At 72.5% G+C, this 24,646-nt stretch carries 25 protein-coding genes; 14 read left to right on the plus strand and 11 right to left on the minus strand.

Annotation, left to right across the window (positions count from 1 at the left end; all coding sequences use genetic code 11):
* Nucleotides 1-10 precede the first annotated feature (10 nt).
* The 3 genes from ISU07_RS12245 to ISU07_RS12255 all read left to right on the plus strand — a co-directional run bounded on the left by ISU07_RS12245 (nt 11) and on the right by ISU07_RS12255 (nt 2,814).
* Nucleotides 11-922, plus strand: a complete 912-nt coding sequence (locus ISU07_RS12245) for a pseudouridine-5'-phosphate glycosidase (RefSeq protein WP_194707074.1) — start codon at nt 11-13, stop codon at nt 920-922.
* A 432-nt stretch (nt 923-1,354) separates the two neighbouring features.
* Nucleotides 1,355-1,963: a 5-oxoprolinase subunit B family protein gene (locus ISU07_RS12250; RefSeq protein ID WP_194707075.1), complete on the plus strand. Its 609-nt coding sequence runs from the start codon at nt 1,355-1,357 to the stop codon at nt 1,961-1,963.
* Entirely contained in the window at nt 1,963-2,814 is an 852-nt protein-coding gene (locus ISU07_RS12255; protein ID WP_228521757.1) for a 5-oxoprolinase subunit C family protein, read from the plus strand. The genes ISU07_RS12250 and ISU07_RS12255 overlap by 1 nt, the downstream gene beginning before the upstream one ends.
* On the opposite strand, the gene ISU07_RS12260 is transcribed toward ISU07_RS12255, so the two are convergent.
* Genes ISU07_RS12260 through ISU07_RS12270 form a run of 3 tightly spaced genes read right to left on the minus strand, consistent with a single transcriptional unit; the run spans nt 2,766 to nt 5,992 of the window.
* Nucleotides 2,766-3,938 (minus strand): MFS transporter, encoded by a 1,173-nt coding sequence (locus ISU07_RS12260; RefSeq protein WP_194707076.1) that lies wholly within the window; start codon nt 3,936-3,938, stop codon nt 2,766-2,768. The two genes, ISU07_RS12255 and ISU07_RS12260, sit on opposite strands and share 49 nt — an antisense overlap.
* A 33-nt stretch (nt 3,939-3,971) precedes the next feature.
* Entirely contained in the window at nt 3,972-5,348 is a 1,377-nt protein-coding gene (locus ISU07_RS12265) for a DNA polymerase IV (RefSeq protein WP_194707134.1), read from the minus strand.
* Nucleotides 5,345-5,992, minus strand: a complete 648-nt coding sequence (locus ISU07_RS12270) for a LysE family translocator (RefSeq protein WP_323742572.1) — start codon at nt 5,990-5,992, stop codon at nt 5,345-5,347. Before ISU07_RS12270 ends, ISU07_RS12265 begins: the two co-directional genes overlap by 4 nt.
* A gap of 133 nt (nt 5,993-6,125) precedes the next feature.
* On the opposite strand from ISU07_RS12270, the gene ISU07_RS12275 reads away from it, so the two are divergent.
* Together ISU07_RS12275 and ISU07_RS12280 are read left to right on the plus strand one after the other, a co-directional pair.
* On the plus strand, nt 6,126-7,055 hold the full coding sequence (locus tag ISU07_RS12275) for a DUF4192 domain-containing protein (RefSeq protein WP_194707078.1): 930 nt from the start codon (nt 6,126-6,128) through the stop codon (nt 7,053-7,055).
* Between the two features lie 57 nt (nt 7,056-7,112).
* Nucleotides 7,113-8,576: a glutamate--cysteine ligase family protein gene (locus ISU07_RS12280; RefSeq protein WP_194707079.1), complete on the plus strand. Its 1,464-nt coding sequence runs from the start codon at nt 7,113-7,115 to the stop codon at nt 8,574-8,576.
* Nucleotides 8,577-8,611: 35 nt separating this feature from the next.
* Here the strand turns inward: ISU07_RS12280 and ISU07_RS12285 are convergent, their stop codons facing one another.
* On the minus strand, nt 8,612-9,055 hold the full coding sequence (locus ISU07_RS12285; RefSeq protein ID WP_194707080.1) for a hypothetical protein: 444 nt from the start codon (nt 9,053-9,055) through the stop codon (nt 8,612-8,614).
* A gap of 120 nt (nt 9,056-9,175) precedes the next feature.
* Between ISU07_RS12285 and ISU07_RS12290 the strand changes: the two genes are divergently transcribed.
* From ISU07_RS12290 to ISU07_RS12305, 4 genes are all read left to right on the plus strand, one after another.
* The gene (locus ISU07_RS12290; protein ID WP_194707081.1) at nt 9,176-9,580 is read left to right on the plus strand and encodes a universal stress protein; all 405 of its coding nucleotides are present in this window, start codon (nt 9,176-9,178) and stop codon (nt 9,578-9,580) included.
* A 34-nt stretch (nt 9,581-9,614) separates the two neighbouring features.
* The gene (locus tag ISU07_RS12295; protein WP_194707082.1) at nt 9,615-10,193 is read left to right on the plus strand and encodes an HhH-GPD-type base excision DNA repair protein; all 579 of its coding nucleotides are present in this window, start codon (nt 9,615-9,617) and stop codon (nt 10,191-10,193) included.
* A 305-nt stretch (nt 10,194-10,498) separates the two neighbouring features.
* Nucleotides 10,499-11,881 carry an RNA polymerase sigma factor gene (locus tag ISU07_RS12300; protein WP_228521808.1) on the plus strand — a complete coding sequence of 461 codons (1,383 nt, stop codon included), beginning with the start codon at nt 10,499-10,501 and terminating at the stop codon, nt 11,879-11,881.
* A 308-nt stretch (nt 11,882-12,189) separates the two neighbouring features.
* Nucleotides 12,190-13,269 carry a serine hydrolase domain-containing protein gene (locus ISU07_RS12305; protein ID WP_194707083.1) on the plus strand — a complete coding sequence of 360 codons (1,080 nt, stop codon included), beginning with the start codon at nt 12,190-12,192 and terminating at the stop codon, nt 13,267-13,269.
* A gap of 75 nt (nt 13,270-13,344) precedes the next feature.
* Here ISU07_RS12305 and ISU07_RS12310 read toward each other — a convergent pair whose 3' ends face one another.
* Nucleotides 13,345-14,712 (minus strand): wax ester/triacylglycerol synthase family O-acyltransferase, encoded by a 1,368-nt coding sequence (locus ISU07_RS12310; RefSeq protein WP_194707084.1) that lies wholly within the window; start codon nt 14,710-14,712, stop codon nt 13,345-13,347.
* Between the two features lie 68 nt (nt 14,713-14,780).
* On the opposite strand from ISU07_RS12310, the gene ISU07_RS24800 reads away from it, so the two are divergent.
* Complete coding sequence (locus ISU07_RS24800) at nt 14,781-14,996, plus strand: wax ester/triacylglycerol synthase domain-containing protein (RefSeq protein WP_323742573.1); 216 nt, start codon at nt 14,781-14,783, stop codon at nt 14,994-14,996.
* Nucleotides 14,997-15,060: 64 nt separating this feature from the next.
* On the opposite strand, the gene ISU07_RS12320 is transcribed toward ISU07_RS24800, so the two are convergent.
* Nucleotides 15,061-15,378, minus strand: a complete 318-nt coding sequence (locus tag ISU07_RS12320; RefSeq protein ID WP_194707085.1) for a hypothetical protein — start codon at nt 15,376-15,378, stop codon at nt 15,061-15,063.
* A 231-nt stretch (nt 15,379-15,609) separates the two neighbouring features.
* Between ISU07_RS12320 and ISU07_RS12325 the strand changes: the two genes are divergently transcribed.
* Entirely contained in the window at nt 15,610-17,616 is a 2,007-nt protein-coding gene (locus ISU07_RS12325) for an N-acetylmuramoyl-L-alanine amidase (RefSeq protein WP_194707086.1), read from the plus strand.
* Between the two features lie 7 nt (nt 17,617-17,623).
* Here ISU07_RS12325 and ISU07_RS12330 read toward each other — a convergent pair whose 3' ends face one another.
* From ISU07_RS12330 to ISU07_RS12340, 3 genes are all read right to left on the minus strand, one after another.
* On the minus strand, nt 17,624-18,454 hold the full coding sequence (locus tag ISU07_RS12330) for a DMT family transporter (protein WP_194707087.1): 831 nt from the start codon (nt 18,452-18,454) through the stop codon (nt 17,624-17,626).
* The gene (locus ISU07_RS12335) at nt 18,454-18,930 is read right to left on the minus strand and encodes a DUF456 domain-containing protein (RefSeq protein ID WP_194707088.1); all 477 of its coding nucleotides are present in this window, start codon (nt 18,928-18,930) and stop codon (nt 18,454-18,456) included. Before ISU07_RS12335 ends, ISU07_RS12330 begins: the two co-directional genes overlap by 1 nt.
* Before the next feature lie 93 nt (nt 18,931-19,023).
* The gene (locus ISU07_RS12340) at nt 19,024-19,278 is read right to left on the minus strand and encodes a DUF7455 domain-containing protein (RefSeq protein WP_194707089.1); all 255 of its coding nucleotides are present in this window, start codon (nt 19,276-19,278) and stop codon (nt 19,024-19,026) included.
* A 363-nt stretch (nt 19,279-19,641) separates the two neighbouring features.
* On the opposite strand from ISU07_RS12340, the gene ISU07_RS12345 reads away from it, so the two are divergent.
* The 3 genes from ISU07_RS12345 (at nt 19,642) to ISU07_RS12355 (ending at nt 23,707) form a co-directional block, all read left to right on the plus strand.
* The gene (locus ISU07_RS12345; RefSeq protein ID WP_194707090.1) at nt 19,642-21,747 is read left to right on the plus strand and encodes a DNA gyrase/topoisomerase IV subunit B; all 2,106 of its coding nucleotides are present in this window, start codon (nt 19,642-19,644) and stop codon (nt 21,745-21,747) included.
* Nucleotides 21,748-22,082: 335 nt separating this feature from the next.
* Nucleotides 22,083-23,177, plus strand: a complete 1,095-nt coding sequence (locus ISU07_RS12350) for a serine hydrolase domain-containing protein (RefSeq protein ID WP_194707091.1) — start codon at nt 22,083-22,085, stop codon at nt 23,175-23,177.
* Nucleotides 23,174-23,707 carry a VanZ family protein gene (locus tag ISU07_RS12355; RefSeq protein ID WP_194707092.1) on the plus strand — a complete coding sequence of 178 codons (534 nt, stop codon included), beginning with the start codon at nt 23,174-23,176 and terminating at the stop codon, nt 23,705-23,707. Before ISU07_RS12350 ends, ISU07_RS12355 begins: the two co-directional genes overlap by 4 nt.
* 94 nt (nt 23,708-23,801) lie before the next feature.
* On the opposite strand, the gene ISU07_RS12360 is transcribed toward ISU07_RS12355, so the two are convergent.
* A complete protein-coding gene (locus ISU07_RS12360) occupies nt 23,802-24,329 on the minus strand; it encodes a hypothetical protein (protein WP_194707093.1) in 528 nt (175 codons plus the stop codon).
* Nucleotides 24,329-24,580 (minus strand): DUF4242 domain-containing protein, encoded by a 252-nt coding sequence (locus tag ISU07_RS12365; protein WP_194707094.1) that lies wholly within the window; start codon nt 24,578-24,580, stop codon nt 24,329-24,331. The genes ISU07_RS12360 and ISU07_RS12365 overlap by 1 nt, the downstream gene beginning before the upstream one ends.
* Nucleotides 24,581-24,646: the final 66 nt, after the last annotated feature.

Raw genomic sequence — 24,646 nt, forward strand, 5'->3', positions numbered from 1 at the left:
AATCCCGCGCGTGACCCTTCTCGTCTCCACGCACGTCCGCGACGCGCTGCGTGACGGTGCCCCGGTGGTGGCCCTCGAGTCCACGATCTTCACCCACGGGCTGCCCCGCCCGCGCAACGTGGAGGTGGCCCTGGCGGCCGAGGACGCCCTGCGGGCGGCCGGCGTCGTGCCCGCCACGATCGGCGTCCTGGCCGGGGTGCCGACCGTCGGGCTCACCGCGGACCAGGTCCGCGAGCTCGGCGGCGACGACGACGGGGTCAAGGTCAGCCTGCGCGACCTGCCCGTGGTGGCCGCCCAGGGGCGTTCGGGAGGTACGACGGTGGCCGGCACCGCCTTCCTGGCGCACCGGGCGGGGATCGCGGTGTTCGCGACCGGCGGCCTCGGCGGCGTGCACCGGGGTGCGGCGGAGACCTTCGACGAGTCGGCCGACCTGCCGGTGCTCGCGCGGACGCCCATCACGATGGTGTCCGCCGGCGTGAAGTCCATCCTCGACGTCGGCGCCAGCCTCGAGCGCCTGGAGACGCTGTCGATCACGATCGTGGGGTACCGGACGACGCGCTTCCCCGGCTTCTACCTCGCCGACTCCGGGTTCGCCCTCGACTACGCCGTCGACAGCCCCGAGGAGGCCGCCGCGCTGACCCGCGCGCGTGACGCCCTCGGCGTGCCCGGCGCGGTGCTGGTCGCCAACCCCGTCCCCGCCGAGCACCAGCTGGACCCGGCCGAGCACGACCGCGTGCTCCGCGAGGCGCTGGCGAGCATGGACGCCGCGGGGATCGGCGGCCACGACGCCACGCCGTACCTCCTGGACCAGGTCCAGCGGGCCACCGGTGGCCGGAGCCTGGACGTGAACGTCGCGGTGTACGAGAACAACGTGGCCCTCGCGGGCGCCATCGCGACCGCGCTGGCGGGCGGGGACGGCTAGACCGCTTCTCCACAGCAGCGGCCCTCACCTGTGGAGCACCCGCCTCGGGCTGTGGACTCGGGCCGGGCGTCCTGTGGAGGGACCTGGGGACGGCGAGGTCCGCGGAAATTCCTGGCCGAGACCCCTTGTGCGGGGTGTCCCGGGCCCCGTAGAACTCTCCCTACCAACTCACCGCTTGCGGGGGGCTGGGGAACCGACAGGAGCAAGGATCCACACCGAGAGTCACCCTTCGGGGCGGCTCGCGGCGGCGGCCCGGTGACGGGGACGACGGGATCGGAGCAGAGAGTCGGGGAGACCGAGGCGTCACCTCACGAGGTCAAGCCGAGGGGCCCTACGATGCTCATACCATCGTCGGGCCCCTCACTCTTTCCCGGCCATCGTGACCATTTCTCCGCGCGGCCTGCAACTCGAGGACGGTGAATACTCACCGACATGCAGGTGCTGCCGGCGGGGCCGGGCGCCCTCCTGGCGGCGCTCGAGGACGCCGCCGACGTGCCCGTCCTGTACGCCGACCTGCGCCGGGACCTGCCCACGATCCAGGGCTGCCGCGACGTCGTCCCGGGCGCCCGTACCGTGCTGCTCGACGGGCTGGAGGACCTCGAGGCCGCCCGCACGTACCTCGCCGCCTGGACGCCGTCGGCCCGCTCCGCGGGGGGCGAGCCGCGCGTGGTCGAGCTGCCGACGACGTACGACGGGGAGGACCTCGACGACGTCGCCCGGCGCTGGGAGATGACCCGGGCGGAGGTGGTCGCCACGCACACCGGCACCGAGTTCACGGTGGCGTTCGTCGGGTTCTCACCGGGCTTCGCCTACTGCACCGGGCTGCCGGCCGAGCTCGCCGTACCCCGGCTGGACCGGCCGCGGCCGAGGGTGCCGGCGGGCTCGGTGGGGCTGGCGGGGGAGTACGCCGGGGTGTACCCGTCGGCGTCGCCCGGCGGGTGGCGGCTGCTCGGCCGCACGTCGGCGACGCTCTGGGACGCGTCCCGCGAGGAACCCGCCCTGCTGACGCCCGGGACCCGCGTGCGGTTCACGGAGTCCTGATGGCCCGCGCGCTCACCGTCGTCGACGCCGGCCCGCTGACGACCGTCCAGGACGCCGGCCGGCCGGGACTGGCGCACCTCGGCGTGCCGCGGTCGGGCTTCCTGGACGACCACGCCGCCCGGCTGGCGAACCGGCTGGTGGGCAACGAGCCGGGTGCCGCGCTCCTGGAGACGACGCTCGGTGGCGTCACCCTGCGCACCGGCGAGGCCGTGACGGTCGCGGTCACCGGAGCGGTCGCCGACGTGCTCGTCGACGGCCGGGGTGCGCCCTGGAGCGAGCCGCTCTCGGTGCCCGCCGGGGCGGTGCTGGCCGTCGGCCCGGCGCGGTCGGGCGTGCGCACCTACGTCGCGGTGGCCGGCGGCATCGAGGTGGACCCGGTGCTGGGCTCGCGGTCGACGGACACGCTCTCCGGGCTGGGTCCGCCGGTCGTCGCGGACGGCGACGTGCTGCCCGTCGGCGCGGGACGGCGGCCGCGACCGGCCGACGTACCCCGCCTCCCTGCCGTCGACGGGCCGCTGCGGGTCACGCCCGGACCGCGCGAGAGCTGGGTCGAGGGCGGGGTACGGCGCCTGGCCGAGGCCGGCTGGACGGTCGCGGCCGACTCCAACCGGGTGGCGCTGCGGCTGCACGGCGAGCCGCTGCAGCGGGCCGTCGAGGGCGAGCTGCCGAGCGAGGGACTGGTGCTGGGCGCGGTCCAGGTGCCGCCGGACGGGCAGCCGCTGGTGTTCCTGGCCGACCACCCGACGACCGGCGGGTACCCGGTCGTCGGGGTCCTCCACCCCGACGACCTGTGGCGCTGCGCTCAGCTGCGGCCCGGCGAACCGGTCTCCTTGCGCCAGGTGGCCGGGTAGGCGCGCGCCCCGACCAGGCCGAGCGCCACCACGACGAGGGCCAGCACCGTCACCAGCGCCGCCATCGACGCGACCCCCGAGCCCACCGCGACGAAGGCGTACAGCGCGATCGCGCCGACGTCGCTGAGCAGGCCGCTCACGGACGTCACCGTCGCCCGGGCCGCGCCGTGGATGCGGTGCTGGAGGTCGGTCTCCGCGACGACGATGGCGGCCTGGAGCGCGCCGTACCCGGCCGCGACCGCCACGAAGCCCGCCGGCCGCTGGACGGCGGCCCCCGCCGCCACCAGGAGGCCGGCGACGACGAGCACCGGACCGAGGCGGTGCATCGGCAGCCGGGGCGCGAGTGCCGCGCCGACCGCCTGCGCGGCCACGGTCAGGGCGACGAGCAGCGGCACGACGGTCAGCGGCACGTCGAGGTCGTGGGCGAGCAGGCCGAAGTACTCGTCGAAGGCCAGGAACGCCGGGACGCCCGCCGCCAGCAGCACGGCGCGGGCGACGCTCGGGTGCAGGGACTCGCGGAGCCCGGCCCGCAGCATGCCGGGGTACGAGAGGCCCGGGTCCTCGGGGTCGGCGTCGGGGTCGACGTGCGAGCGGGGTGCGTCCGGCGGCAACCACAGCGCCAGGACCGTCGCCGCGACGCAGACGGCCACGCTGGCCCAGCCCGCGCCGGTCAGCCCCCCGAGGGCGACGATCGGGGCGGCCGCCGCGGTCGCCACCAGGTTGAGCACCAGGGCACCGGTCTGCCCGGCGGCGATCACCCCGCGGTAGGAGTCCTGGCGCTGCCGGGCGTACAGGTGGTCGTAGACGTACGCCTCGTAGGTGCCCGACACCAGCGAGCTGCTCAGGCCCCAGAGCACGAAGCCGCCGGCGAACGCGAGGTACGTCGGCACGGCCGACCACAGCGCGAAGCAGCCGCCGTAGATCGCGGACGCCCCCACGAGCAGGCGGCGCCGCGACACGGTGTCCGCCCAGGCGCCGGACGGCACCTCCAGCACGACGTGCGTGGCCGACCAAATGACGAAGAGCGTCGAGACCTGGCCCGTCGACAGCCCCGCGTCGGTGAACAGCAGGGCGTAGACCGGGAACACCGGGATGAGCTCGCGCAGGGCGGCGTACGCCACCACCCTCGCAGTGAACCCATCCGGCCGACGGCGTTGTCAGCGATGTCGTTCGTGCATGTCCGGCACTGTAGACCCGTCCGGGGACTCCGGTCGCCAGGGTTGCAGCGCCGGATCGTCGGCCTTGAGGCTGCGCACCGGACCCGGTCCGGTCGCGGCGGTCTCGAACCGGACGGTGACCACCCCGCGTCCCGATCCCCACACCCACCCGCGCCCCATCTCGGCGTGCTCGACGTCCATCCCCGGCGCCCAGGTGTGGGTCGTGGCCTTCGCCCCGGCGGTGGACGGCGCCCCGGCGTCGAGGTCGGCGTCCAGGTCGCCCTCCGGCTCCACGTCGTCCTCGGTCGTGCCGAACAGGTCCTCCTGGATCCAGTCGGCCAGGCCGGAGACGCCCACGCCGAGCAGGCGCACGCCGCCCGTGGTGTCGAGGTCCTGGAGAAGCGCGACCGCGAGCCGCGAGATCGTGGAGGCCGCGTCGGTGGGCGAGCCGATCGTGGACGAGCGGCTGATGGTGGTGAAGTCGTGCAGCCGCACCTTGATCGTCACCGTGCGCCCGGCGAGCCCGCTGGCCCGCAGCCGCTCGGCGACGCGGCGCGCCTGCCGGGTCAGCAGAGCGGCCATCAGGCGGCGGTCGGTGAGGTCGGTGTCGTACGTGCCCTCGACGCTGACCGACTTGGTCTCCCGCTCAGGCACGACGGGCCGGTCGTCCTCGGCGTGCGCGAGCAGGTGCAGGCCGTGGCCGTGGGCGGCGCCGAGCATCCGGACCAGCTCGTCCTCGCTGATCACCTCGAGGTCGGCGACGGTGTGGATGCCGGCCCGCCGGAGCCGCTCGGTGGTCGCGGGGCCGACCCCGGGGATCACCGAGACGTGCATCGGGCGCAGCAGGTCCAGCTCGCCGCCGGGAGGCACGACGACCAGCCCGTCGGGCTTGTCGAGGTCGCTGGCCACCTTGGCGATGAACTTCGAGGAGCCGATCCCGACCGACGCGGTGAGCCCGCCCGTCACCTCGGCGACCTGCGCACGTAGGCGTTCGGCCACGTGGCGGACCGTGTCGACCTCCAGGTCGGGCAGCCCGGCCGCGGCCAGGTCCACGAACGCCTCGTCGAGGGACAGCGGCTCGACCAGCGGCGAGGTCGCGCGCAGCACCGCCATCACCTGCTCGCTGGCGGTGCGGTACGCGTGGAACCGCCCGCTCAGGAACGCCGCGTGCGGGCAGCGCGACCGCGCCTCGCGGGTCGACATGGCCGAGCGCACGCCGTACTTCCTGGCCTCGTACGACGCGGTGGACACCACACCGCGCCCGCCGACGCCGCCCACGACGACCGGCTTGCCGCGCAGCGACGGCTTGTCGCGCTGCTCGACCGCGGCGAAGAAGGCGTCGAGGTCGAGGTGCAGGACCGAGGCGACGTTCCTCAGCGGCCGGCCTCGCCGGTGACCGCGAGCCCGACTCCCAGGCCGATCATGGAGAGACCGCCGACCGTGCCCATCGCCTCGCCGCGCCTGGGCGACCGCATGAACCACGAGCGCAGCTGGCTGGCGATGATCGCCCACGTGCTGTCGGACACCATGCCGATCGCGAACGCCAGCAGGCCGAGCAGCAGCAGCTGGAGCTGCACGTGCCCCGCGCCGCGGTCGACGAACTGGGGGAGCACCGCGGCCAGGATCATGTACGCCTTGGGGTTGGACACGCCCACGACGTACCCCTGCCGGATCGCGCGGCGCCACGTCATCGGCCGCCCGGTGGTGGTGTCCGCGTCCGGCGCCAGGAACTCCTTGCGCCGGCGGACGGCCTCGATGCCGAGGTACACCAGGTACGCCGCGCCCGCGAGCTTGAGGACCTGGAAGACGAGGATCGACTCCTGGACGACCACCCCGAGGCCGAACGCCACGAGGACCACGATGGTCAGCAGGCCGAGGGAGTTGCCGGCGACGCTGGCCAGTGCGACGCCGCGGCCGTAGGCCAGGGCGCGGCCGACCACGAACACCACGCTCGGGCCGGGGATCGCGATGAGGATCAGCGCGGCGAGCCCGAAGGTGAGGACCTGGTCGAGGGTGAGCACGACGCCACGGTAGTGGTCCGGCCGCGGCTCCGGTGGCCCGTTCTGCGCCCACAGGCGGACCTCCGGACGGGCTTTCCACAGGCCTCCCCCGGCGTCGGCGTGACTGTCGGTGCCGCTGGGGAGCGTCCTGGCCATGACGACGACAGCGCTCCCGACCCTCACCGCCCGGACGCCGGAGGACGTGCTGGCCGCGGTGCCGCTCGTGCTCGGGTTCCTCCCTGTGGAGTCGGTGGTGATGCTGACGTTCGGCGCCACGCACACCTTCCACGCCCGGCTCGACCTCCCAATCACCGCCGAGGCACGCCGCGAGGCCGCCGAGTCCCTGCTCGGGCCGGCACACCGGCACCGGGTCAGGCGCGTGCTGTTCGTGATGTACGCCGCGGACTCCCGGGTCGCCCGGGCGTGCGGTCGGGTGCTGGTCCGGCGGTTCCGGCGCGGCGGCATCGACGTGGTCGACGTGCTGCGCAGCGACGGCGACCGGTGGTTCCCGGTGTCCCTCGACGGCTCGGAGGCCGACGGCCCCGGCACGCGCTATGACGTCACCGGCCACCTGTTCACCGCGCAGGCCGTGGCCGCCGGCCGGGTGACGCTGGGGTCGCGTGACGAGCTGGCCGCGACCGTCGCGCCCGACCCCGACCGCGTGGCGGCGGTCGCCGACGTGCTGGACACCCTGGGGCCGCCGGAGGACCCGGCGACCTGGCTGCCGGCCCTGGTCGAGACGCTCGTGGAGACCAGCGCCCTGCCGGATCCGCCCACGACGGCCCGGCTGCTGGTCGCGCTGGCCGAGCCCGCCGGGCGCGACGCGGCGATGCACGCGATGACCCGCGACGGGGCCGATCTGCGGCTGCCGCTCTTCTCGGCCCTCGTCCGGGCGGCGCCGCCGCCGCTGCTGGCGCCGGTCGCCTCGGTGCTGGGCTTCCTGGCCTGGCTGTCCGGCGACGGGGCGCTCGCCTGGCTGGCCCTCGACCGGGCCGCCGAGGGCGATCCGCCCTGCACGCTGGCCCAGGCCGTCGCCGAGGCGCTGGACCTCGCCCTGCCGCCGGACGTGTGGGAGGGGAGGTGATGTCGTCACCCGGGCGGGCACTGCCGCGGGCGGGTCATCCGCCCTAGGGTGCCGAGCATGGGCGAAGACGTCGAAGCACAGGAGTTCTCGCGCGCCGACCGCACCCGGTACCGCGAGAAGGTCCACCGCTGCCTCGACACCTTCGCCCGGATGCTGAGCGAGCACCACTTCGACACCGACGACCCGATGACGGGCCTCGAGGTGGAGCTCAACCTGGTCGACGAGCTGGGCGACCCGGCGCTGAAGAACGCCGAGGCGCTGGCCGCCATCGCCGACCCGGCGTTCCAGACCGAGCTGGGCCAGTTCAACATCGAGATCAACGTGCCGCCGACCAAGATCCGCGAGGGCGGCCTGGCCACCTCTGAGGCCAACCTCCGCCGCAGCCTCAACGACGCCGAGGCCAAGTCGGCCGACGTGGGCGCCCACCTGGTGATGATCGGCATCCTGCCGACGCTCGCCGAGGGCCACCTCAGCCCGAGCCACATGAGCGCCAACCCGCGGTACCGCCTGATCAGCGAGCAGATCCTGGCCGCCCGCGGCGAGGACATCCACATCGACATCACCGGTCCGGAGCGGCTGATCACCACCGCCGACTCGATCCTCCCCGAGGCCGCCTGCACCAGCACCCAGTTCCACGTGCAGACCTCGCCGGACCAGTTCGCGGCGTACTGGAACGCCTCGCAGGCGATCTCCTCGATCCTGCTCGCGGTCGGCGCCAACTCGCCGTACGCCCTGGGCAAGGAGCTGTGGCGGGAGACCCGCATCCCGCTGTTCGAGCAGGCGGCCGACACCCGCAGCGAGGAGCTGAAGGCGCAGGGCGTCCGGCCGCGGGTGTGGTTCGGCGAGCGGTGGATCACCTCGGTGTTCGACCTGTTCGAGGAGAACGTCCGGTACTTCCCCGCGCTGCTGCCGGTCATCGAGGAGGAGGACCCGGTCGCGGTGTTCGAGGACGGCGGCACGCCGCAGCTGTCCGAGCTGCGGCTGCACAACGGCACGATCTACCGCTGGAACCGGCCGGTGTACGACATCCAGGGCGGCCGCCCGCACCTGCGTGTCGAGAACCGCGTCCTGCCCGCCGGCCCGACGGTGGCCGACCTGATGGCCAACGCGGCGTTCTACTTCGGGCTGGTCCGTGCCCTGGCCGAGACCGACCGGCCGCTGTGGTCGCAGATGTCGTTCCGGGCCGCGGAGGAGAACTTCGAGGCGGCCGCCGAGCACGGCATCGACACCGAGATCTACTGGCCCGGCGTGGGGCAGGTGCGCGCGACCGAGCTGACCCTGCGACGCCTGCTGCCGCTGGCCAAGCAGGGCCTGGACGCCTGGGGCGCTCCCGCCGAGGAGAGCGACCGGCTGCTCGGCATCATCGAGCAGCGCTGCCTGACCGGGATGAACGGCGCCGAGTGGTTCGTGCGCCGGATGGCCGACCGGCAGGACGAGGAGCGGTTCGACGCGCTGCGGCACGTGCTGCTGGAGTACCGCGACCGGATGCACTCCAACGAGCCGGTGCACACCTGGGACTGAGCCGGCAGCTCATCGTTGGCCCTCATCGTTGGCCCTCATCGTTGGCGCAGCCGCCGCCACCGTCGTTCCACGCCGGACGCGGGGTCGCGCCAGCCGTCCCGCGTGACGACCAGGAACGGCAGCGCCCGGTCCGTCTCGGCGTTCACGCGGGTCACGGCTCGCAGCCACTCCAGGTCGAGGTCCTGGACCTCGAGCGTGCCGGGGCGGGTCAGCCAGGTCATCAGCGGCCGTCCGGGGTCCGTCCTGGTGGCCCGCTTGAGCAGCGCCTCGAGCACGTCGCAGCGCAGCGCGTGGTCCAGCCGCTCGGCATCGGGGCCCGCGTGGTCCTCGACGATGCGCCCGGCCTCGGGGCGGCCGGGGCCGCCGAGGTGCAGCACGGCGGGGAACCGGTGCCGCCGCTCGGCCGCCTTGTGCTCGAGCACCAGCCGGCGCAGCAGGACCAGGTCGGCCCGGGAGAGCGGCTCCTCGACGGGTGGCACCGGACCACGATGCCCGAGCCCGGAGCAGGCCTCGCCGACCCCTCCACAGGTGCCTGGTCGCCGGGCTTCACGCTACGGTGCCGGTCAGGACCTCCGGACGAGCAGCAGTGAGGGAGAGCAATGGGGACCATCGTCGTGGGCTACGTGCCCAAGCCCGAGGGTGACGCGGCGCTCGACCGGGCCATCGAGGAAGCCAAGCTGCGCGACGACAAGCTCGTCGTGGTCAACTCCCACCGCGGCGGCCGGGAGTACGACGGGGAGGACGTCATCCGCGACGACGAGGCGATGGCATCGGTGAGGGCCAAGCTCGAGGGATCCGGGGTCGAGTTCGACCTGCGCCAGCTGGTCCGCGGCTTCGAGCCCGCCGAGGACCTCATCAGCATCGCGGAGGCGAACGATGCCGAGCTGATCGTCATCGGCCTGCGTCGCCGCTCGCCGGTCGGCAAGCTGATCCTGGGCAGCAACGCCCAGCGCATCCTGCTCGACGCCCACTGTGCCGTGCTGGCCGTGAAGGCCGGCGACTAGCGCGACGTTCCGAGGCGTGGGGCACCATTGCCCCATGGCTCAGACCGCGCTGCACATCACCGGCGACGACCACGCCGACCAGGTCCTGACCGACGACCCGTTCGCGCTCCTCGTGGGGATGCTGCTGGACCAGCAGTACCCGATGGAGCACGCGTTCCGCGGGCCGGCCAAGATCCTGGACCGGTTCGAGACGCTCGACCCCGCGACCATCGCGGCGGCCGATCCCGAGGAGTTCGCGGCGATGGCGTCGACGCCGCCGGCGATCCACCGCTACGGGCGGTCCATGGCCGGGCGCGTGCAGGAGCTGGCCCGGATCGTGGTGGACACCTACGACGGGCGGGCCGAGCGGCTGTGGACCGAGGCGTCGTCGGGGTCGGACCTGGTGGCGCGCGTGATGGCGCTCCCCGGGTTCGGGAAGCAGAAGGCGCAGATCTTCACCGCGCTGCTGGCCAAGCAGCTCCACGTCCGGCCCGAGGGCTGGGAGAAGGCCGTGGGCGACTACGCCGAGGACGGCTACCGGTCGGTGGCCGACGTCGTCGACCCGGCCTCGCTGCAGAAGGTGCGCGACTACAAGAAGGCCAAGAAGGCAGCGGCGAAAGCCTCGGCGGGCTGACGCTCCCGCCACGGGGCCTCGGTTCGTTGGCTCACCAGCCCCATGGCAGAATGACCAGCGCGGCTCTTGACGACAGCGGGCCTTGCCGCGCCCCGAAGCCCTTTTGACGAGAGGTGTTCGTGTCCTCGAACGCGCGCAAGACTGTTCCCGCGGGCGTGCTCGCCCACCCCGCCATCACGGCCCTGGTCGCGCAGGCCGAGCAGTCGGCCCAACCGTCGGCACAGCCCTCCGGCACCGTCACCCCTGACGACGTACGCCGCGCCGCCGAGGAGTCCGGTGTCGAGCCGCGCCACCTCAAGGCGCTGATGACCCACCTGGCGGGCCTGGGCGTGACCGTCCTGCTGCCGGCGGACGCGCGCGTGGCCGCGGCGACGACGACCAAGAAGACGACCACGGCGAAGACCGCCGCGAAGGCGCCGGCGAAAGAGGCTGCCGCGGCCAAGGCTCCGGCCAAGAAGGCCGCCCCTGCCAAGACGGCGGCCGCGAAGACGGCCGAGAAGCCGGCCGCCAAGACCGCCGCGAAGAGCGCCGCGAAGGCGCCGGCCAAGAAGGCGGCTGCGGAGGAGCCCGCAGAGGAGGTCGTCGCGGTCGAGGCCGAGGGGGTCGTGATCGGTCCGGACGGCAAGAAGGTCCTGCCCGACCTCCCGGACGAGGAGTTCGAGAAGGCCGTCGCCACCGACCCGTCCATCGTCGAGGACGAGAAGGAGGCCTCGAGCGGCTTCGTCGTCTCCGAGGCCGACGACACCGACGAGCCCGAGCAGCAGGTCATGGTGGCCGGCGCGACGGCCGACCCGGTCAAGGACTACCTCAAGCAGATCGGCAAGGTGCCCCTCCTCAACGCCGAGATGGAGGTCGAGCTCGCCAAGCGGATCGAGGCCGGCCTGTTCTCGGAGGAGAAGCTCGGCAAGGGCGGCAAGATCTCCGAGAAGCTCGAGGAGGAGCTCGAGTGGATCGCCGAGGACGGCCGCCGCGCGAAGAACCACCTCCTCGAGGCCAACCTCCGACTCGTGGTGAGCCTGGCCAAGCGCTACACCGGTCGCGGCATGCTCTTCCTCGACCTCATCCAGGAGGGCAACCTCGGCCTGATCCGCGCGGTCGAGAAGTTCGACTACACCAAGGGCTACAAGTTCTCCACGTACGCCACGTGGTGGATCCGCCAGGCCATCACCCGCGCCATGGCCGACCAGGCCCGCACCATCCGCATCCCGGTGCACATGGTCGAGGTCATCAACAAGCTGGCCCGCGTGCAGCGCCAGATGCTCCAGGACCTGGGCCGCGAGCCCACGCCGGAGGAGCTCGCCAAGGAGCTCGACATGACCCCCGAGAAGGTCATCGAGGTCCAAAAGTACGGCCGCGAGCCCATCTCGCTGCACACCCCGCTCGGTGAGGACGGCGACTCCGAGTTCGGCGACCTGATCGAGGACTCCGAGGCGATCGTCCCGGCCGACGCGGTGTCGTTCACGCTCCTCCAGGAGCAGCTGCACGCCGTCCTCGACACGCTCTCCGAGCGGGAGGCCGGCGTGGTGTCGATGCGGTTCGGCCTCACCGACGGACAGCCGAAGACCCTCGACGAGATCGGGAAGGTCTACGGCGTGACCCGCGAGCGGATCCGCCAGATCGAGTCCAAGACGATGTCGAAGCTGCGGCACCCGAGCCGCTCCCAGGTGCTGCGCGACTACCTGGACTGAGCCCTGAGATCTGGGGGAGGCAGTCCGGCCTGATGACCGGACGGATTCGGCGGCGTGCATCGAGGGCCCGCTCGCGCATCTCGTGAGACCAGAAGTGTGGCGGACGCGCCTGGGCCCACGTGGATCGGGTCGTCGACAGGCCTCGCGTGGCGAGCGTAGTGTCCATGGACTCGGGGGCCAGGCGTGCTCCAGCGTGTCGGGATCAGCGTCCCGTGAGGCTGTGGCTTCCACGCGAAGGGCTGTTGCCGATGCGTATCACTCGGTGTCGTTCAACCCCTCGCAGGGGCTTGGTCGCTGCCGTTGAGGTCATGGCTGTGGTCACCGTCCTGCTCGCCGGTTGCGGTTCGCCGGGTCCGGCAGCGCCCGCACCTCCGACTGGTGCGGAGCTGGCGGCCGCGGTTGACAGGTTTGTGGACCAGAGCCTGTCCCCGGGCATCCGCAACCGAAGGGCGATCCTGGTCGCCGTCGACGGCAAGACCGTGGTCGAGCGCTACTACGACAGCAGTGCTGAGGAAAGCGCTCCGATTGCCTCGGTCACCAAGAGCGTCGTCGGCACGCTGGTCGGCATCGCCGTGTCCGAGGGCGACCTGACGCTCGACCAGACGATCAGTGAACTGCTGCCCTCCTATGCGGGCGTGATGACGCGCCAGGTTGGCGCGATCACCGTTCGCCAGCTGCTCACCATGACGGCAGGACTGCCCGCTGACGGCAAACCGGATCCGCGCCCCTCCGGCAGCGACTGGGTCGCCGACATATTGCGGCGCGGAACAGTCCAGCCTCCGGGCCGGGGCTTTGCCTACTCAAGCGTGAGTAGTCACCTGCTGGCCGCGATCCTCGTCGAAGCCACCGGCGAGCCGATGTTGACGTACGCGAGAGAGAGGCTGTTCGAACCGCTCGGAATCGACACGAGGCAGGCGTTCCAGCCGACCCTGGCGGCGGGCCGGCCTGACCCCGTCCGTGCCTACGACGACGCTGGCTTCGCCTGGCCGCGCGATCCGCAGGGAATCAACGTCGGCTACGGCTACATCAAGATGACCGCCGAGGACATGGTGAGACTCGGCAACCTGTACCTCGACAAGGGAGCATGGGAGGGCGAGCAACTGGTTCCCAGCGGCTGGGTCGAGGACGCGACCAGCCCTGTCGTGAGCACCGCCCACGGCTTCGGCGGAGCCGACTACGGCTACCAGTGGTGGGTCACCTCAGCCGGCGAGCACCCGGCGTTTGCGGCGATCGGGTACGGCGGACAGATCGTCGAGGTCGTCCCGGACCTGCGTCTGGTCGTGGTCGCCTCCACCTGGATCGACGACACCACCAGCTTCGACTCCCGCACCTGGCAGACCATGGTCTCCTTGGTCATCGTTCCCGCATTCGAGCTGAGCTCACACTGAGGCCGGTCCTGAGCCTGAACCGCACAGCGCTCAGGCGTTCGCCGTGCGCGACTGGCTCGACTGAGCGAGGGCGGCCTACGCCGCGGCGAGCAGCTCGGCGACCGAGTCGGTGATGCCGTCCGCGAGCACGTCGAGGTCGGTGACCCGGTGGTCCGCGGTGATGCCGAAGGTCAGCGCGTCCCGGTAGGAGTAGATCGCCACCCCCGTGCGGACCCGGTCGGCGATCGGGACGTACGGCAGGATCTCCAGCAGCTCGCGGCCGAGGGCGTACAACGGCTCCCGCGGCCCCGGCACGTTGGTGGTCACCGCGGTGATGTGGCGCTGCGGGATCCGCAGGCCGAGGTGGACCACCGAGGAGACGAAGGGGAACGGCTCGTACTCGGCCAGCGTGGTGATCGCCAGTCCCGCCTCGGGCTCGTGGGCCGTACGGAGGTCGCGGATGCGCTCGTGGACGGCCATCAGCCGCTCGACCGGGTCCGCCACGTCGACCGGGAGGTACGGGAGCATCAGGGACACCCGGTTGTCCGGGGTCGACTCCTCCCCGGGAGCGCGGGTCGAGACCGGCACGAGGGACCGGAGGATATGGGGGGCGGGGTCCTCGCCGCGGGCCACCAGCAGCCGGCGGAACCCGCCGCTAACCGCCGCGAGGGCCACGTCGTTCACGCTCACGCCGAAGGCGCGGCGGATGGCGGCGACGTCCGCCAGGCTCGTCGTCGTCCACGTGTAGCGCCGGCGGCCGTCCAGGTGACCGGTGAGCGACGAGGCCGGGACGGGACGCAGTGCGCCCGCGAGGCGGAGCGTGCCGAGGGCCGCGGCGGTGCCTAGCCCCACGACCCGGCGGGGAGCGCCGAACGCCCGCCGCGCGGCGTACGCCGGAGCGGCGACCAGGGAGGCGACGGCCGCGACGGCGTCCAGCGGCGTCGTGGCGGGCGGGCGCGGGGCCCAGGCGTCCTCGACCGCGCCCCCGGGTTCAGGTGTGGTGTCGAGGAACAGGCGGTAGAGGTCGGTGCCCGACACCCCGTCCACGACGCTGTGGTGCACTTTCGAGAGCAGCGCCCAGCGTCCGCCGGCCAGCCCGTCGACGTACCAGTAGTCCCACAGCGGCCGAGCGCGGTCCAGCCGTCGCGTCATGACCCGGCTCAGGAACCTGGAGACCTCGTCCGGTCCTCCGGGGGCGGGCAGGGACGCGTGGTGCAGGTGCCGGCGCAGGTCGAAGCCGGGATCATCGACCCAGGAGGGCGCCGCGAGGTCGAACGGCGCCCGTCGGACGCGCTGCCGGTACCGCGGCACCAGGGGCAGTCGGCCCGCGACTGCTCGCCGGAAGTCCGCGAACCCCGGCGCCGGCCCGGCGAAGACAGCCAGCGAGCCGATCGAGAGCGATGCGTCGGGGTCCACGTCCTCCGCGTGCAGGAAGGCCGCGGCGAGCGGGGTGAGTCGCTCCACGACGCCATCGTCGCGCTGGTCGTGCTGCCGGCGGGAGGGGCCGAGGTCCCGACGGCATCGGTCCAAGGGTGGCTCCCGCCGGGGACCTCTGCCTCTGCCGAGGAGCGACGGGATGGCGATCCTCGGCCCATGACGAGCCGTGCGATGGACGCGGAGCTGGCGCGGCCCTGCCGCGCGACCGCCCGCTCCGGGAGATGCACCTCGTCGATGGGCTGGACTCGGGAGCGGCGATCTACACCCGCCTGCAGCACGCCCTCGCCGACGGGGTCGAGCTCGCCAAGTGAGGCTGGGCCCCGGGGGGACTACCGGACGCGACGTGCCGGTAGTCCCTGCAGCGGCCCCACGCGGTCAGGGTGCCGGTGGGTTCTCCGGGTTGGTCCCGCCGGCACACGTCCCATGACCCGCGTCCCCAGGGCTGCCCTGGTTGTGCGGGGTCTGCACGATCTCGTGAATGGGCCCCTGGGTGGGGTCCATGTCGTTCAGACCGTTGTAGGAGCAGATCGAGTTCGAGTGCTCGGGTGCCCCCGTCCGAACTCCCGACCCCGAACCGGCGACGTCCGGTGTGCCCGGTCGGCCGGTCACCTCGCCGGCGAACGCGGCACCACTGGTGCCTGCGGCCAGCGCTACCGACATCAAGGTGGCTGCCAGCACTGACTTGGTATGCATCATGTTGTCCTTCCCCCACAGTTGTTCGAGCCCCCGTCTTCGCATCCTTGACCCACCTCCTTGATCATCACCATGACGAGAAGGGGTGGTTCCGCCGCTAGGGTGCAGCGGGCCACCCGAACGGCTCAGCAGCGCCACCTGGGGTCTCCCTAGACCAATGGGCTAGGGGTGGCTAGGGTCGAAGCGGCCCGCCGGACCGGCGGGTGTTGACACTCGTTCTCGGGAGGAAATGTGTCGCGATCCTCGCGCGCGCCCCACCAGGCCATCCGGTACCTCGGCGCGTCCACGGCGGTCGGGCTGGTGGCCGCGTCCCTCGCCGCACTGGCGAGCACCCCTGCCCAGGCCACCGACTGGTCGTCGTGCCTGGCCGGGTCGACCGACCGGCAGGCCGTCTTCGGCCGCGCGGCCGAGCGCAGCGGCGTACCCCGGTCGATCCTGCTCGGCGTCTCGTTCATGGAGTCCCGGTGGGACGACCATGCCGGCGCCCCCAGCACCTCGGCGGGCTACGGCCCGATGCACCTCACCTCGCCCGACGGCATCGAGCGCACGCCGGCCGAGCACGCGATGGGCAAGGGCGACGGCAGCCGGGCCGACCGGCAGAGCCGGGCGCGCGCGCAGGCCACGCGGGTGCGGATCGGCAAGGACGCGCTCAGCACCCTCGCGAAGGCCGCCGGGCTGACGGGCGTCAGCGCGGACCGCCTCAAGACCGACGCCGTCGCGAACATCTGTGGAGGCGCGGCCGTGCTGGCGCAGTACCAGCGCGAGGCCGGGGGAGCCCGCGACCTGGGCGACTGGTCCGCGGCCGTGGCCCGCTACAGCGGGGCCGACGACCAGGCCTCCGCGCTGCGGTTCGCCCAGCAGGTGTTCCGGGTCATCCGCACCGGCGAGGCCCGCACCACCAACGACGGCCAGCGGATGCTGCTGCGGCCGATCTCGTCGGCGCGCGTGGACCGGGCGGCGGTGGCGTCCCTCGGGCTCGCCGTCACCGGCACGCAGGCCGCCGACTGCCCGCCCAGCCTCGGCTGCGAGTGGTACCCGGCGCCGTACGAGAAGTACGGCCCCGACGCCGGCGACTACGGCAACCACGACCTGGCCGACCGGCCGCGCACCGGCCACATCCAGTACATCCTGCTGCACGACACCGAGGCGACGTACGACACGACGCTCCAGCTCGTGAGCGACCCGACGTACGTCTCGTGGCACTACACGATCCGGTCCGCCGACGGGCACATCGCCCAGCACGTCGCGAACCGCGAGGTCGCCTGGCACGCCGGCAACTGGTACGTGAACATGCACTCGATCGGCATCGAGCAGGAGGGCTTCGCGGCCGACGGCGCCGCCTGGTTCACCGAGGCGCTCTACCAGAACAGCGCGACGCTGGTGAAGCACCTGTCGGCCGAGTACGGCGTCCCGCTGGACCGCGCGCACGTCATCGGCCACGACCAGGTGCCGGGGATCCTGCCGGCCAACGTCGCGGGCATGCACTGGGACCCGGGCCCGTACTGGGACTGGCAGCACTACTTCGACCTGCTGGGCGCGCCGATCAAGGCCGACCGCCGCGGGGCCAGCGACGTCGTCACCGTGGCCCCGGGGTTCGCGGACAACGTCCAGCCGGTGACCGGCTGCACGGCGGGCCAGCCGTCCACGACGCCGTGCCCGCCGCAAGGGACGAACTTCGTCTACCTCTACACCGCGCCCGACGCGAGCAGCCCGCTCGTCCCCGACATCGGCCTGCACGCCGACGGCTCGCCGTCGACGACGTACGTCTCGGACATCGGCGCGCGAGCCGCGGCCGGCCAGAAGTTCCTGGTGTCCCAGACCCTGGGCGACTGGACCGCGGTCTGGTACCTCGGCCAGGAGGCGTGGATCTACAACCCCGTGGCCGACCCGGTGCTGCTGCCCTCGCGCGGCCAGGTCGTGTGGTCGGGCACCGGCGCCGCGGTGCCGGTCTACGGCCGGGCCTACCCGGAGAAGTCGGCGTACCCCGCCGGCATCCCGTACCAGACCGTCGCGCCGTTGCAGTACTCGATCCAGCCGGGCCAGGCCTACGTGCTGGCCGACAAGAAGATCCAGACCGACTACTACCGGGCGACCACGTTCAACTGCTCGGTGCAGCCGGACTGCATCCAGGTGAAGGGCACCGACCCCTACTACCAGATCTGGTTCGGTCACCGGATCGCCTACGTGCGGGCCGCCGACGTGGTCATCACCAACGGAGTGGCGACCGCCGCTCCGTGACCCAGGGTCAGCCCGCCGCGACGAGAGACACGGCCACCGCGCACAGCAGCAGACCCGCTGCCTGGGCGCGGTGGACGTGCTCGCGGAGCACGGACGCGGCCAGCACGACGGTGAACGCGGGGTAGAGCGAGGTGAGCACGGCGGCCACGCTCAGGTAGCCGTGGTGGGTCGCGGCCACGAAGAGCACGGCGGCGCACGTGCCCAGCGCCCCGGCGAGGATGCCGCCGAGGGCCGCCCGCTCGCGCGGCAGCCAGGGCTGCCGCAGGGTCAGGGCCACGAGCACGATCACGACCCCGGCGACGAGCTGGTTCACGGCGAGGGGGAGCATGCCGGCGTCGTCGGAGACCTGCCCCAGGGCGACGAAGAAGAGGCCGAAGCCGAGCCCGGCGAGCGAGCCGTCGGCGACGCCTCCGGGCGCGGCGGAGCTCAGGCCGGCCGGGTCCCGGGCCACCAGCCAGATGGCGGGCAGGGCGAGCACGATGCCGAGCCACACCAGCGCCGCGGGCCGCTCGCCCAGCGCCACACCCACGACGACGGGGATGACGGCGGCGCCCACGCCGGACACCGGGGCGACCACGCCCATCCGGCCCGAGGACAGTCCGCGGTACAGGAACGCCGTCCCGAAGCCGTTGCCGACGCCTGCGGCGGCGCCCCACCAGAGGTCGCTCGTCGTCGGCTCGCCCCCGGAGACGGCCGAGAGGGCGAGGACGAGCACGCCACCCGTGAGGCACGCGACCAGGGCGACCGACCACGCGCTGGCGCGCTTGCTCGCGAAGCCGCCGGAGAAGTCCGCGAGACCGTACGACGCCGCTGCGAGCAGGCTGAGCAGGATGGCCATCAGGTGACCACGACACCCACGACCCAGACCAGCGCGGCGAGGATGCCGGCCGCCAGCTCGATGAGGATGCTCACACCGACCGCGCGCAGTGCCTGCTGGGTGGACGGCCAGGCTGCGGCGGAGCCGACCCGGCGGTGCTCGGCGAGGTAGACGCCGAGCACGAAGCCGATGATGAGCCCGACGACCGGGATGACGAAGAACCCGACGACGCCCAGGGCGATCCCGAACCACGTCGTCGACGCGGGGATGCCGGAGCTCTTGAGCCGGCGTCCCGGGACGGCGTACTTGACCACCGTCCCGGCCACGAGGACGGCCGTGGCCAGCCCGAACACCGTCCAGGCGGTGCCGCCGCCGACGTCGACCGCCCAGACGAGGACGGCCACGAGCACCAGGACCAGGCCGGGCAGGACCGGGACGACCACGCCCACCAGCCCGACCAGGATCGCCAGGGCGACCACCACCTCGACCAGGCTCACCCGGTCACCCTAGGAGAGAGCCGTGCCCGGAGATGCCGACGGCCCCGGACACGGGGTCCGGGGCCGTCGTACGTCGGTGGTGGTGCGGTCCGCTCAGCGCTCCTCGTCGGAGGTGGAGGACCCGGTGTCCGCGAGGCGGTGGGACTCGTCGATCACGGTGGCAGCGACGGCCTTGAGGGCGTCGCCGTGCTCGCGGGCGTGGTGGGCGCAGAACAGCAGCTCACCCCCACTGAGGAGCTCGACCTTGAGGTAGGCCTGCGCCCCGCAGCGGTCACATCTGTCCGCCGCACTCAGTGCGGCAGAGCCAGTGGCAACGGCAGTGGTCACTTCGCCCTCATTTCTACTCATCGGTGTCTGGTCAACGTACCGACCGGGGCCAACATTCCCCCTCATCGGTGCCAGCCACCTCACCCCAACACGTGGATTGCGTCCGTCTGTTTCTCATTCGTCGGAACGCCCCTCCGTGGATGGGTGTTCCCCCTCGTGACGAGTCTGCCTGCCTCTCCGAGCTTCCGGGTCGGATTCCCACATCCTGTGCCCGGATCGTGCTCTCTTCGTGACTCTTGAACCGTAGACCCGCTGTGTTACAGGAGATGACAGGGGGCGATTCGCGTACACGGCGTGTCGCGAGCAGGTGCCACCGGTCTGGACAGGCGGGCAGCGGGTGCGGACGCGCGTGCCTCCGCAGCCCCGTCGGCGGGCGCGGGTAGGTTGGACACCCCAGGCAGAGCGCACGACCGCAGGAGCACGACGATCGCCGACAACACCTACAACGCCGCCCACCTCCTCGTCCTCGAGGGCCTCGAGGCGGTGCGCAAGCGGCCGGGCATGTACATCGGCTCCACCGACACCCGCGGCCTCATGCAGTGCCTCTGGGAGATCATCGACAACGGCGTGGACGAGGCGCTGGCCGGGGCCGCCCACACCGTCCAGGTGACGCTGCACCCCGACGGGTCGGCCGAGGTGCACGACGACGGCCGCGGCATCCCGACCGACAAGGAGCCCAAGACCGGGCTCCCCGGCGTCGAGGTGGTGGCGACCAAGCTGCACGCCGGCGGCAAGTTCGGCGGCGGCTCCTACGTGGCCACGGGCGGTCTGCACGGCGTGGGGCTGTCGGTCGTCAACGCGCTGTCCTCGCGGATGGACATCGACGTCGACCGGTCCCCGTCCCAGCAGGGCATCAGCTTCCGCCGCGGCGCCCCGGGCGTCTTCGACGCCGACGGTCCGGACGCCGGGTTCACCCCCAGGTCCGGCCTGTCCCGCAAGGGCGGCCGGGTGGCCAAGGCCAAGACGGGCACCCACATCCGCTTCTGGCCGGACCGGCAGATCTTCACCAAGGACGCCCACTTCGAGATCGAGGGGCTGCTCGGACGCGCCCGCCAGACGTCGTTCATCGTGCCCGGCCTCGAGCTGGTGATCCGCGACCTGCGCGGCGACACCCCCGTGGAGGAGAAGTTCCGCCACGACGGCGGCATCACCGAGTTCGTGGAGTTCCTCTCCCACGACGAGCCGGTCACCGAGGTGGTCCGCCTCCAGGGCAGCGACACCTTCACCGAGACCGTGCCGATGCTCGACGCGAAGGGGCACATGACGCCCCAGGAGGTCGAGCGCGAGCTCGGCATCGACATCGCGGTGCGCTGGGGCACCGGCTACGACACCGAGCTGCGATCGTTCGTCAACGTCATCGCCACCCCCAAGGGCGGCACCCACGTCAGCGGCTTCGAGCAGGCGATCACCAAGACGTTCAACGACGTGATGCGGTCGAGCAAGGCGCTCAAGGTGGGCGACGCCGACGTCATCAAGGACGACGTGCTGGAGGGCATGACCGCCGTGGTGACGGTGCGTCAGGCCGAGCCGCAGTTCGAGGGCCAGACCAAGGAGATCCTCGGCACGCCCCAGGTGCGCACGTCCGTGCGCAAGGTCGTCTCCGCCGAGCTCAAGCGGTTCCTCACCTCCACCAAGCGGGCCGAGAAGGCCCAGGCCAAGCTGGTGATGGAGAAGGTCGTGGCGGCCTCCAAGACCCGCATCGCGGCCCGCCAGCACAAGGAGACCCAGCGCCGCAAGAACGCCCTCGAGTCCTCCGCGCTGCCCTCCAAGCTCGCCGACTGCCGGGCCGCCGACAACGAGCGCACCGAGCTGTTCATCGTCGAGGGCGACTCGGCGCTCGGCACGGCCAAGCTCGCGCGCGACTCCGAGTTCCAGGCGCTGCTGCCGATCCGCGGCAAGATCCTGAACGTCCAGAAGGCCTCGGTCGGCGACATGCTGAAGAACACCGAGTGCGCCTCGATCATCCAGGTGGTCGGCGCGGGCTCCGGACGCACCTTCGACCTCGACGCCGCCAGGTACGGCCGGATCATCTTCATGGCCGACGCCGACTCCGACGGCGCCCACATCCGCTGCCTGCTGGCCACCTTGTTCTTCAAGTACATGCCCGACCTGATCAAGGAGGGCCGTGTCTTCACCGCCGTGCCGCCGTTGCACCGCATCGAGATCAGCAACCCCAAGAAGGGCATGGAGAAGTACGTCTACAGCTACTCCGACGACGAGCTCCAGCGCCGGCTGGCCGAGCTGACCAAGAAGGGCGTCCGCTGGAAGGACCCCGTCCAGCGCTACAAGGGCCTCGGTGAGATGGACGCCGACCAGTTGGCCGAGACCACCATGGACCCCCGCCACCGGACGTTGCGCAGGCTCACCATCGACGACGCCGACGAGGCGGTCGCGGTGTTCGAGCTGCTGATGGGCTCCGACGTGGCCCCGCGCAAGGAGTTCCTGGTGCAGGGCGCCTACGACGTCGACGTCGAGGCGCTCGACGCCTGAGCCCGAGAGCCGTGACCCCAGGGTGTCTGCCGCCCGTCCGGGCCAGAGACAGGTCGATGGCTGCAGGTCTAGGGTCGTGGGCGCCTCAGTTGCCACGGTGCACTCGAGGAGTGGGACGACGGGACGCATCACTTCGTGGAGCACGGCAAGGGAGGTACGACCTAGCCGACGCGAGTGAAGGGATCGAAGGATGGCGAAGAAAGTAGCTGCACCCCAGCCGGTGAAGCCCAAGGGCGACGAGCTCAGGCGACCGAAGTAGCCAGCTGACCACGGCCCCGCGCGTTCGACCGCGCGGGGCCTCTTTGTGTCCGGGTGCCGTGTGGTTGGCTTCGCCCATGTCGAGGCGCTCGAGGCCTGAGGGGGAGCTCGAGGGCGAGTACGACGAGCGGTTCGCCGCCGTCGCCCAGGCGCTGGCGGGCTACCTCGACGAGGGCGACACCGGGGGATCGGTCGCCGTGTACGTCGACGGCGAGCCGGTCGTGGACGTGTGGGGCGGGTACGCCGACCCAGCGCGGACCGTGCCCTGGTCGCGAGACACCGTCGCCTGCGTGTTCTCCGTCACCAAGACGATGACCGCCCTGACCGTCCTCCTGCTGGCCGACCGCGGTGAGCTCGACCTCGACGCGCCCGTGGCGGCGTACTGGCCGGAGTTCGCGGTCGCCGGCAAGGGCGGCGTGCTGGTGCGGCACGTGCTCGCGCACACCGCCGGCCTGCCGGACTGGGACGGTCCGGTCGCCGAGCTCGTCGACTGGGACGCCGCGACCAGGCGGCTGGCCGCTCTCACGCCGCAGTGGGAGCCGGGGACGGCGGCGGGCTACCACTCGCTGACGCAGGGGTACCTCCTCGGCGAGGTGGTGCGGCGCGTCACCGGGCGGAGCATCGGCGACGTGTTCGCGAGCGAGGTCGCCGGCCCCCTCGGCGCGGACTTCCGCTTCGGCCTGCCGGAAGGTGACGACCCGCGCCTCGCGCTCGCCGTCCCTCCGCCGGGCCGCGACGACGACTACGTCGCGGGCGCCGCCGCGGCCGACGCGCCGGCCACCGGCGGGACGCCGATCCGGGTGCGGGACGCCAACGGCGTGGCGTGGCGGCGGGCGCTCGTGCCGGCCGCGGGTGGCTACGGCAACGCGCGGTCGGTGGCGCTCGTCCAGTCGGTGCTGGCCGGCGGCGTACCCCTGATCTCGGAGGCGGCCGTGGCCCGCGCGTGGGAGGAGCAGTACGCCGGCGTCGACCGCGTGCTCGGCATGCCGGTGAGCTGGGGGCTCGGCTACGGGCGCTTCGGCGGCATGCGCGGCTGGGGCGGCTGGGGAGGGTCGCTGGTGATGATCGAGCCGGCTCAGCGGACGGTGGTGGCGTTCGTGACGAACCAGATGCGCGAGCCCGCGGAGGACACCCGTGGCCTGGAGGTCGTGATGAGCGCGTTGGCGCGGTGAGCGACCTCGTCACCGTCGCGTGGAGCATCCTGCGCCAGCCGAACGTGTGGGTGGCGTTCGCGCTGCTCTGCGTGGGCACCGTCAACCAGTTCTCGCGGTTCGCGAAGGCGCGCGGCTGGCCGCGCGACCGCGTCTACGCGGGGAGGGCGGCCGCCGCGGCGATGAGCATGGCGCTGTCGGTCACCCTGGCGCGGGTCACGCCGGGTCTGTCGGTCGACTGGCGCGGCTGCGGCGGTGGGACCGGTCTGCCCGTGGACGACGCCGAGGCGGTGCTCAACGTGGTGCTGCTGGTGCCCTGGGGCGTGGCCGCGGCCTACGCGCTGCGTCGCTTCTGGCCGGTGTTCCTCGCCGGCGTCGGCGCCTCGCTGCTGGTCGAGCTGGTCCAGGGCCTGCTGGGCAACGGCACCTGCCACAGCGACGACCTGGTGCGCAACTGCGTCGGCGCCGCGGTCGGGGCCGGCATCGGGCTGGTGCTCGCGCACGTCTACGGATCCGGGACCACTCCTGGGACGACGAAGGGCGGTGGGTGAGTGTTGGCTCTTGCAGAGGCAACCAACACTCACCCACCGCCGTACCCCCGTGCCGGCGCGTACCCCCCGGTGCGCCGGCCGTCTCCGGGCAGGGTCAGCAGGTGACCCGCGGGTTCCAGTCCTCGAACATCCCGGACGGGTTGTTCTTCCAGGCCCACAGGTGGAGCTCGTAGAAGGCCGGGAGCCCGTAGCGGTTGCCCGCCTTCACGAGCTCGAACGTCTGGCCGAACAGCTGCGGCCGGCCGGTCGGGTGCTCGGCCCTCCAGGCCTTCTTGAACACGACGTACTCGAGCGCGACGAGCTTCATGCCGTCGGGCGTCGGGTCGTAGACGACGAGCTCGGGCGTGGTCGCGACCACCTCGGCGTCGCCGACCAGGTCGCCGTTGACGAAGTGCACGCCCATGCCACCCTCGCCGGGCATGTCGATGCAGGCGATGCCGTCGGCGTCCTTCAGCTTGCCGTAGCCGTCGGCCTTGGCGGCCTTCAGGCTGTGGTAGGCGCGGGTGGCGTCACGGACCTGGTCGAGCCAGGCTGGGGACGCCGTGGACGGGGCCGGCACACCGGCCGCCACGGCCGTGAGCACGGCGGCGCCGGCCAGCACGGCCGCGAGCTGGCGCCTCATCACGAGCCCTCACGGACCAGGTGGACCTCGTCGGCGACGAGGCCGTGGGCCTCCTTGTGGACCAGGTTCGCGGACTCCGGGTCCGGTGCCTCGACCAGGCAGAAGATCTCGCCGCGGGTCTCGTCGACCCAGTAGCGCAGGTACTTCACGTCGTACTTGTCCTGGTGCTGCAGGTCGGCGACGTGGGCCTTCGCCACGTCGTCGAGGCTGACGGGCTCACCGAGGTGGTGGACGTCCATGTAGAGCGGCATTGCGGTTCTCCCTTGGGTTCGATGTGTCCTCTCTGGACGACCACGAACCTAGGAAGAAGAGGGGTA

Origin of the sequence: Nocardioides islandensis, from assembly GCF_015352455.1 — a bacterium.
GTDB lineage: Bacteria > Actinomycetota > Actinomycetes > Propionibacteriales > Nocardioidaceae > Nocardioides > Nocardioides islandensis.

What these genes read in the sequence shown, in the direction of transcription:
- ISU07_RS12250 (WP_194707075.1), top strand. Translation starts at nt 1,355, where the DNA reads ATGCAGGTGCTGCCGGCGGGGCCGGGCGCCCTCCTGGCGGCGCTCGAG.
- ISU07_RS12255 (WP_228521757.1), top strand. Translation starts at nt 1,963, where the DNA reads ATGGCCCGCGCGCTCACCGTCGTCGACGCCGGCCCGCTGACGACCGTC.
- ISU07_RS12275 (WP_194707078.1), top strand. Translation starts at nt 6,126, where the DNA reads ATGACGACGACAGCGCTCCCGACCCTCACCGCCCGGACGCCGGAGGAC.
- ISU07_RS12280 (WP_194707079.1), top strand. Translation starts at nt 7,113, where the DNA reads ATGGGCGAAGACGTCGAAGCACAGGAGTTCTCGCGCGCCGACCGCACC.
- ISU07_RS12290 (WP_194707081.1), top strand. Translation starts at nt 9,176, where the DNA reads ATGGGGACCATCGTCGTGGGCTACGTGCCCAAGCCCGAGGGTGACGCG.
- ISU07_RS12295 (WP_194707082.1), top strand. Translation starts at nt 9,615, where the DNA reads ATGGCTCAGACCGCGCTGCACATCACCGGCGACGACCACGCCGACCAG.
- ISU07_RS12300 (WP_228521808.1), top strand. Translation starts at nt 10,499, where the DNA reads ATGACCCACCTGGCGGGCCTGGGCGTGACCGTCCTGCTGCCGGCGGAC.
- ISU07_RS12305 (WP_194707083.1), top strand. Translation starts at nt 12,190, where the DNA reads ATGGCTGTGGTCACCGTCCTGCTCGCCGGTTGCGGTTCGCCGGGTCCG.
- ISU07_RS12320 (WP_194707085.1), bottom strand. Translation starts at nt 15,378, where the DNA reads ATGCATACCAAGTCAGTGCTGGCAGCCACCTTGATGTCGGTAGCGCTG.
- ISU07_RS12330 (WP_194707087.1), bottom strand. Translation starts at nt 18,454, where the DNA reads ATGGCCATCCTGCTCAGCCTGCTCGCAGCGGCGTCGTACGGTCTCGCG.
- ISU07_RS12340 (WP_194707089.1), bottom strand. Translation starts at nt 19,278, where the DNA reads ATGAGTAGAAATGAGGGCGAAGTGACCACTGCCGTTGCCACTGGCTCT.
- ISU07_RS12350 (WP_194707091.1), top strand. Translation starts at nt 22,083, where the DNA reads ATGTCGAGGCGCTCGAGGCCTGAGGGGGAGCTCGAGGGCGAGTACGAC.
- ISU07_RS12360 (WP_194707093.1), bottom strand. Translation starts at nt 24,329, where the DNA reads ATGAGGCGCCAGCTCGCGGCCGTGCTGGCCGGCGCCGCCGTGCTCACG.
- ISU07_RS12365 (WP_194707094.1), bottom strand. Translation starts at nt 24,580, where the DNA reads ATGCCGCTCTACATGGACGTCCACCACCTCGGTGAGCCCGTCAGCCTC.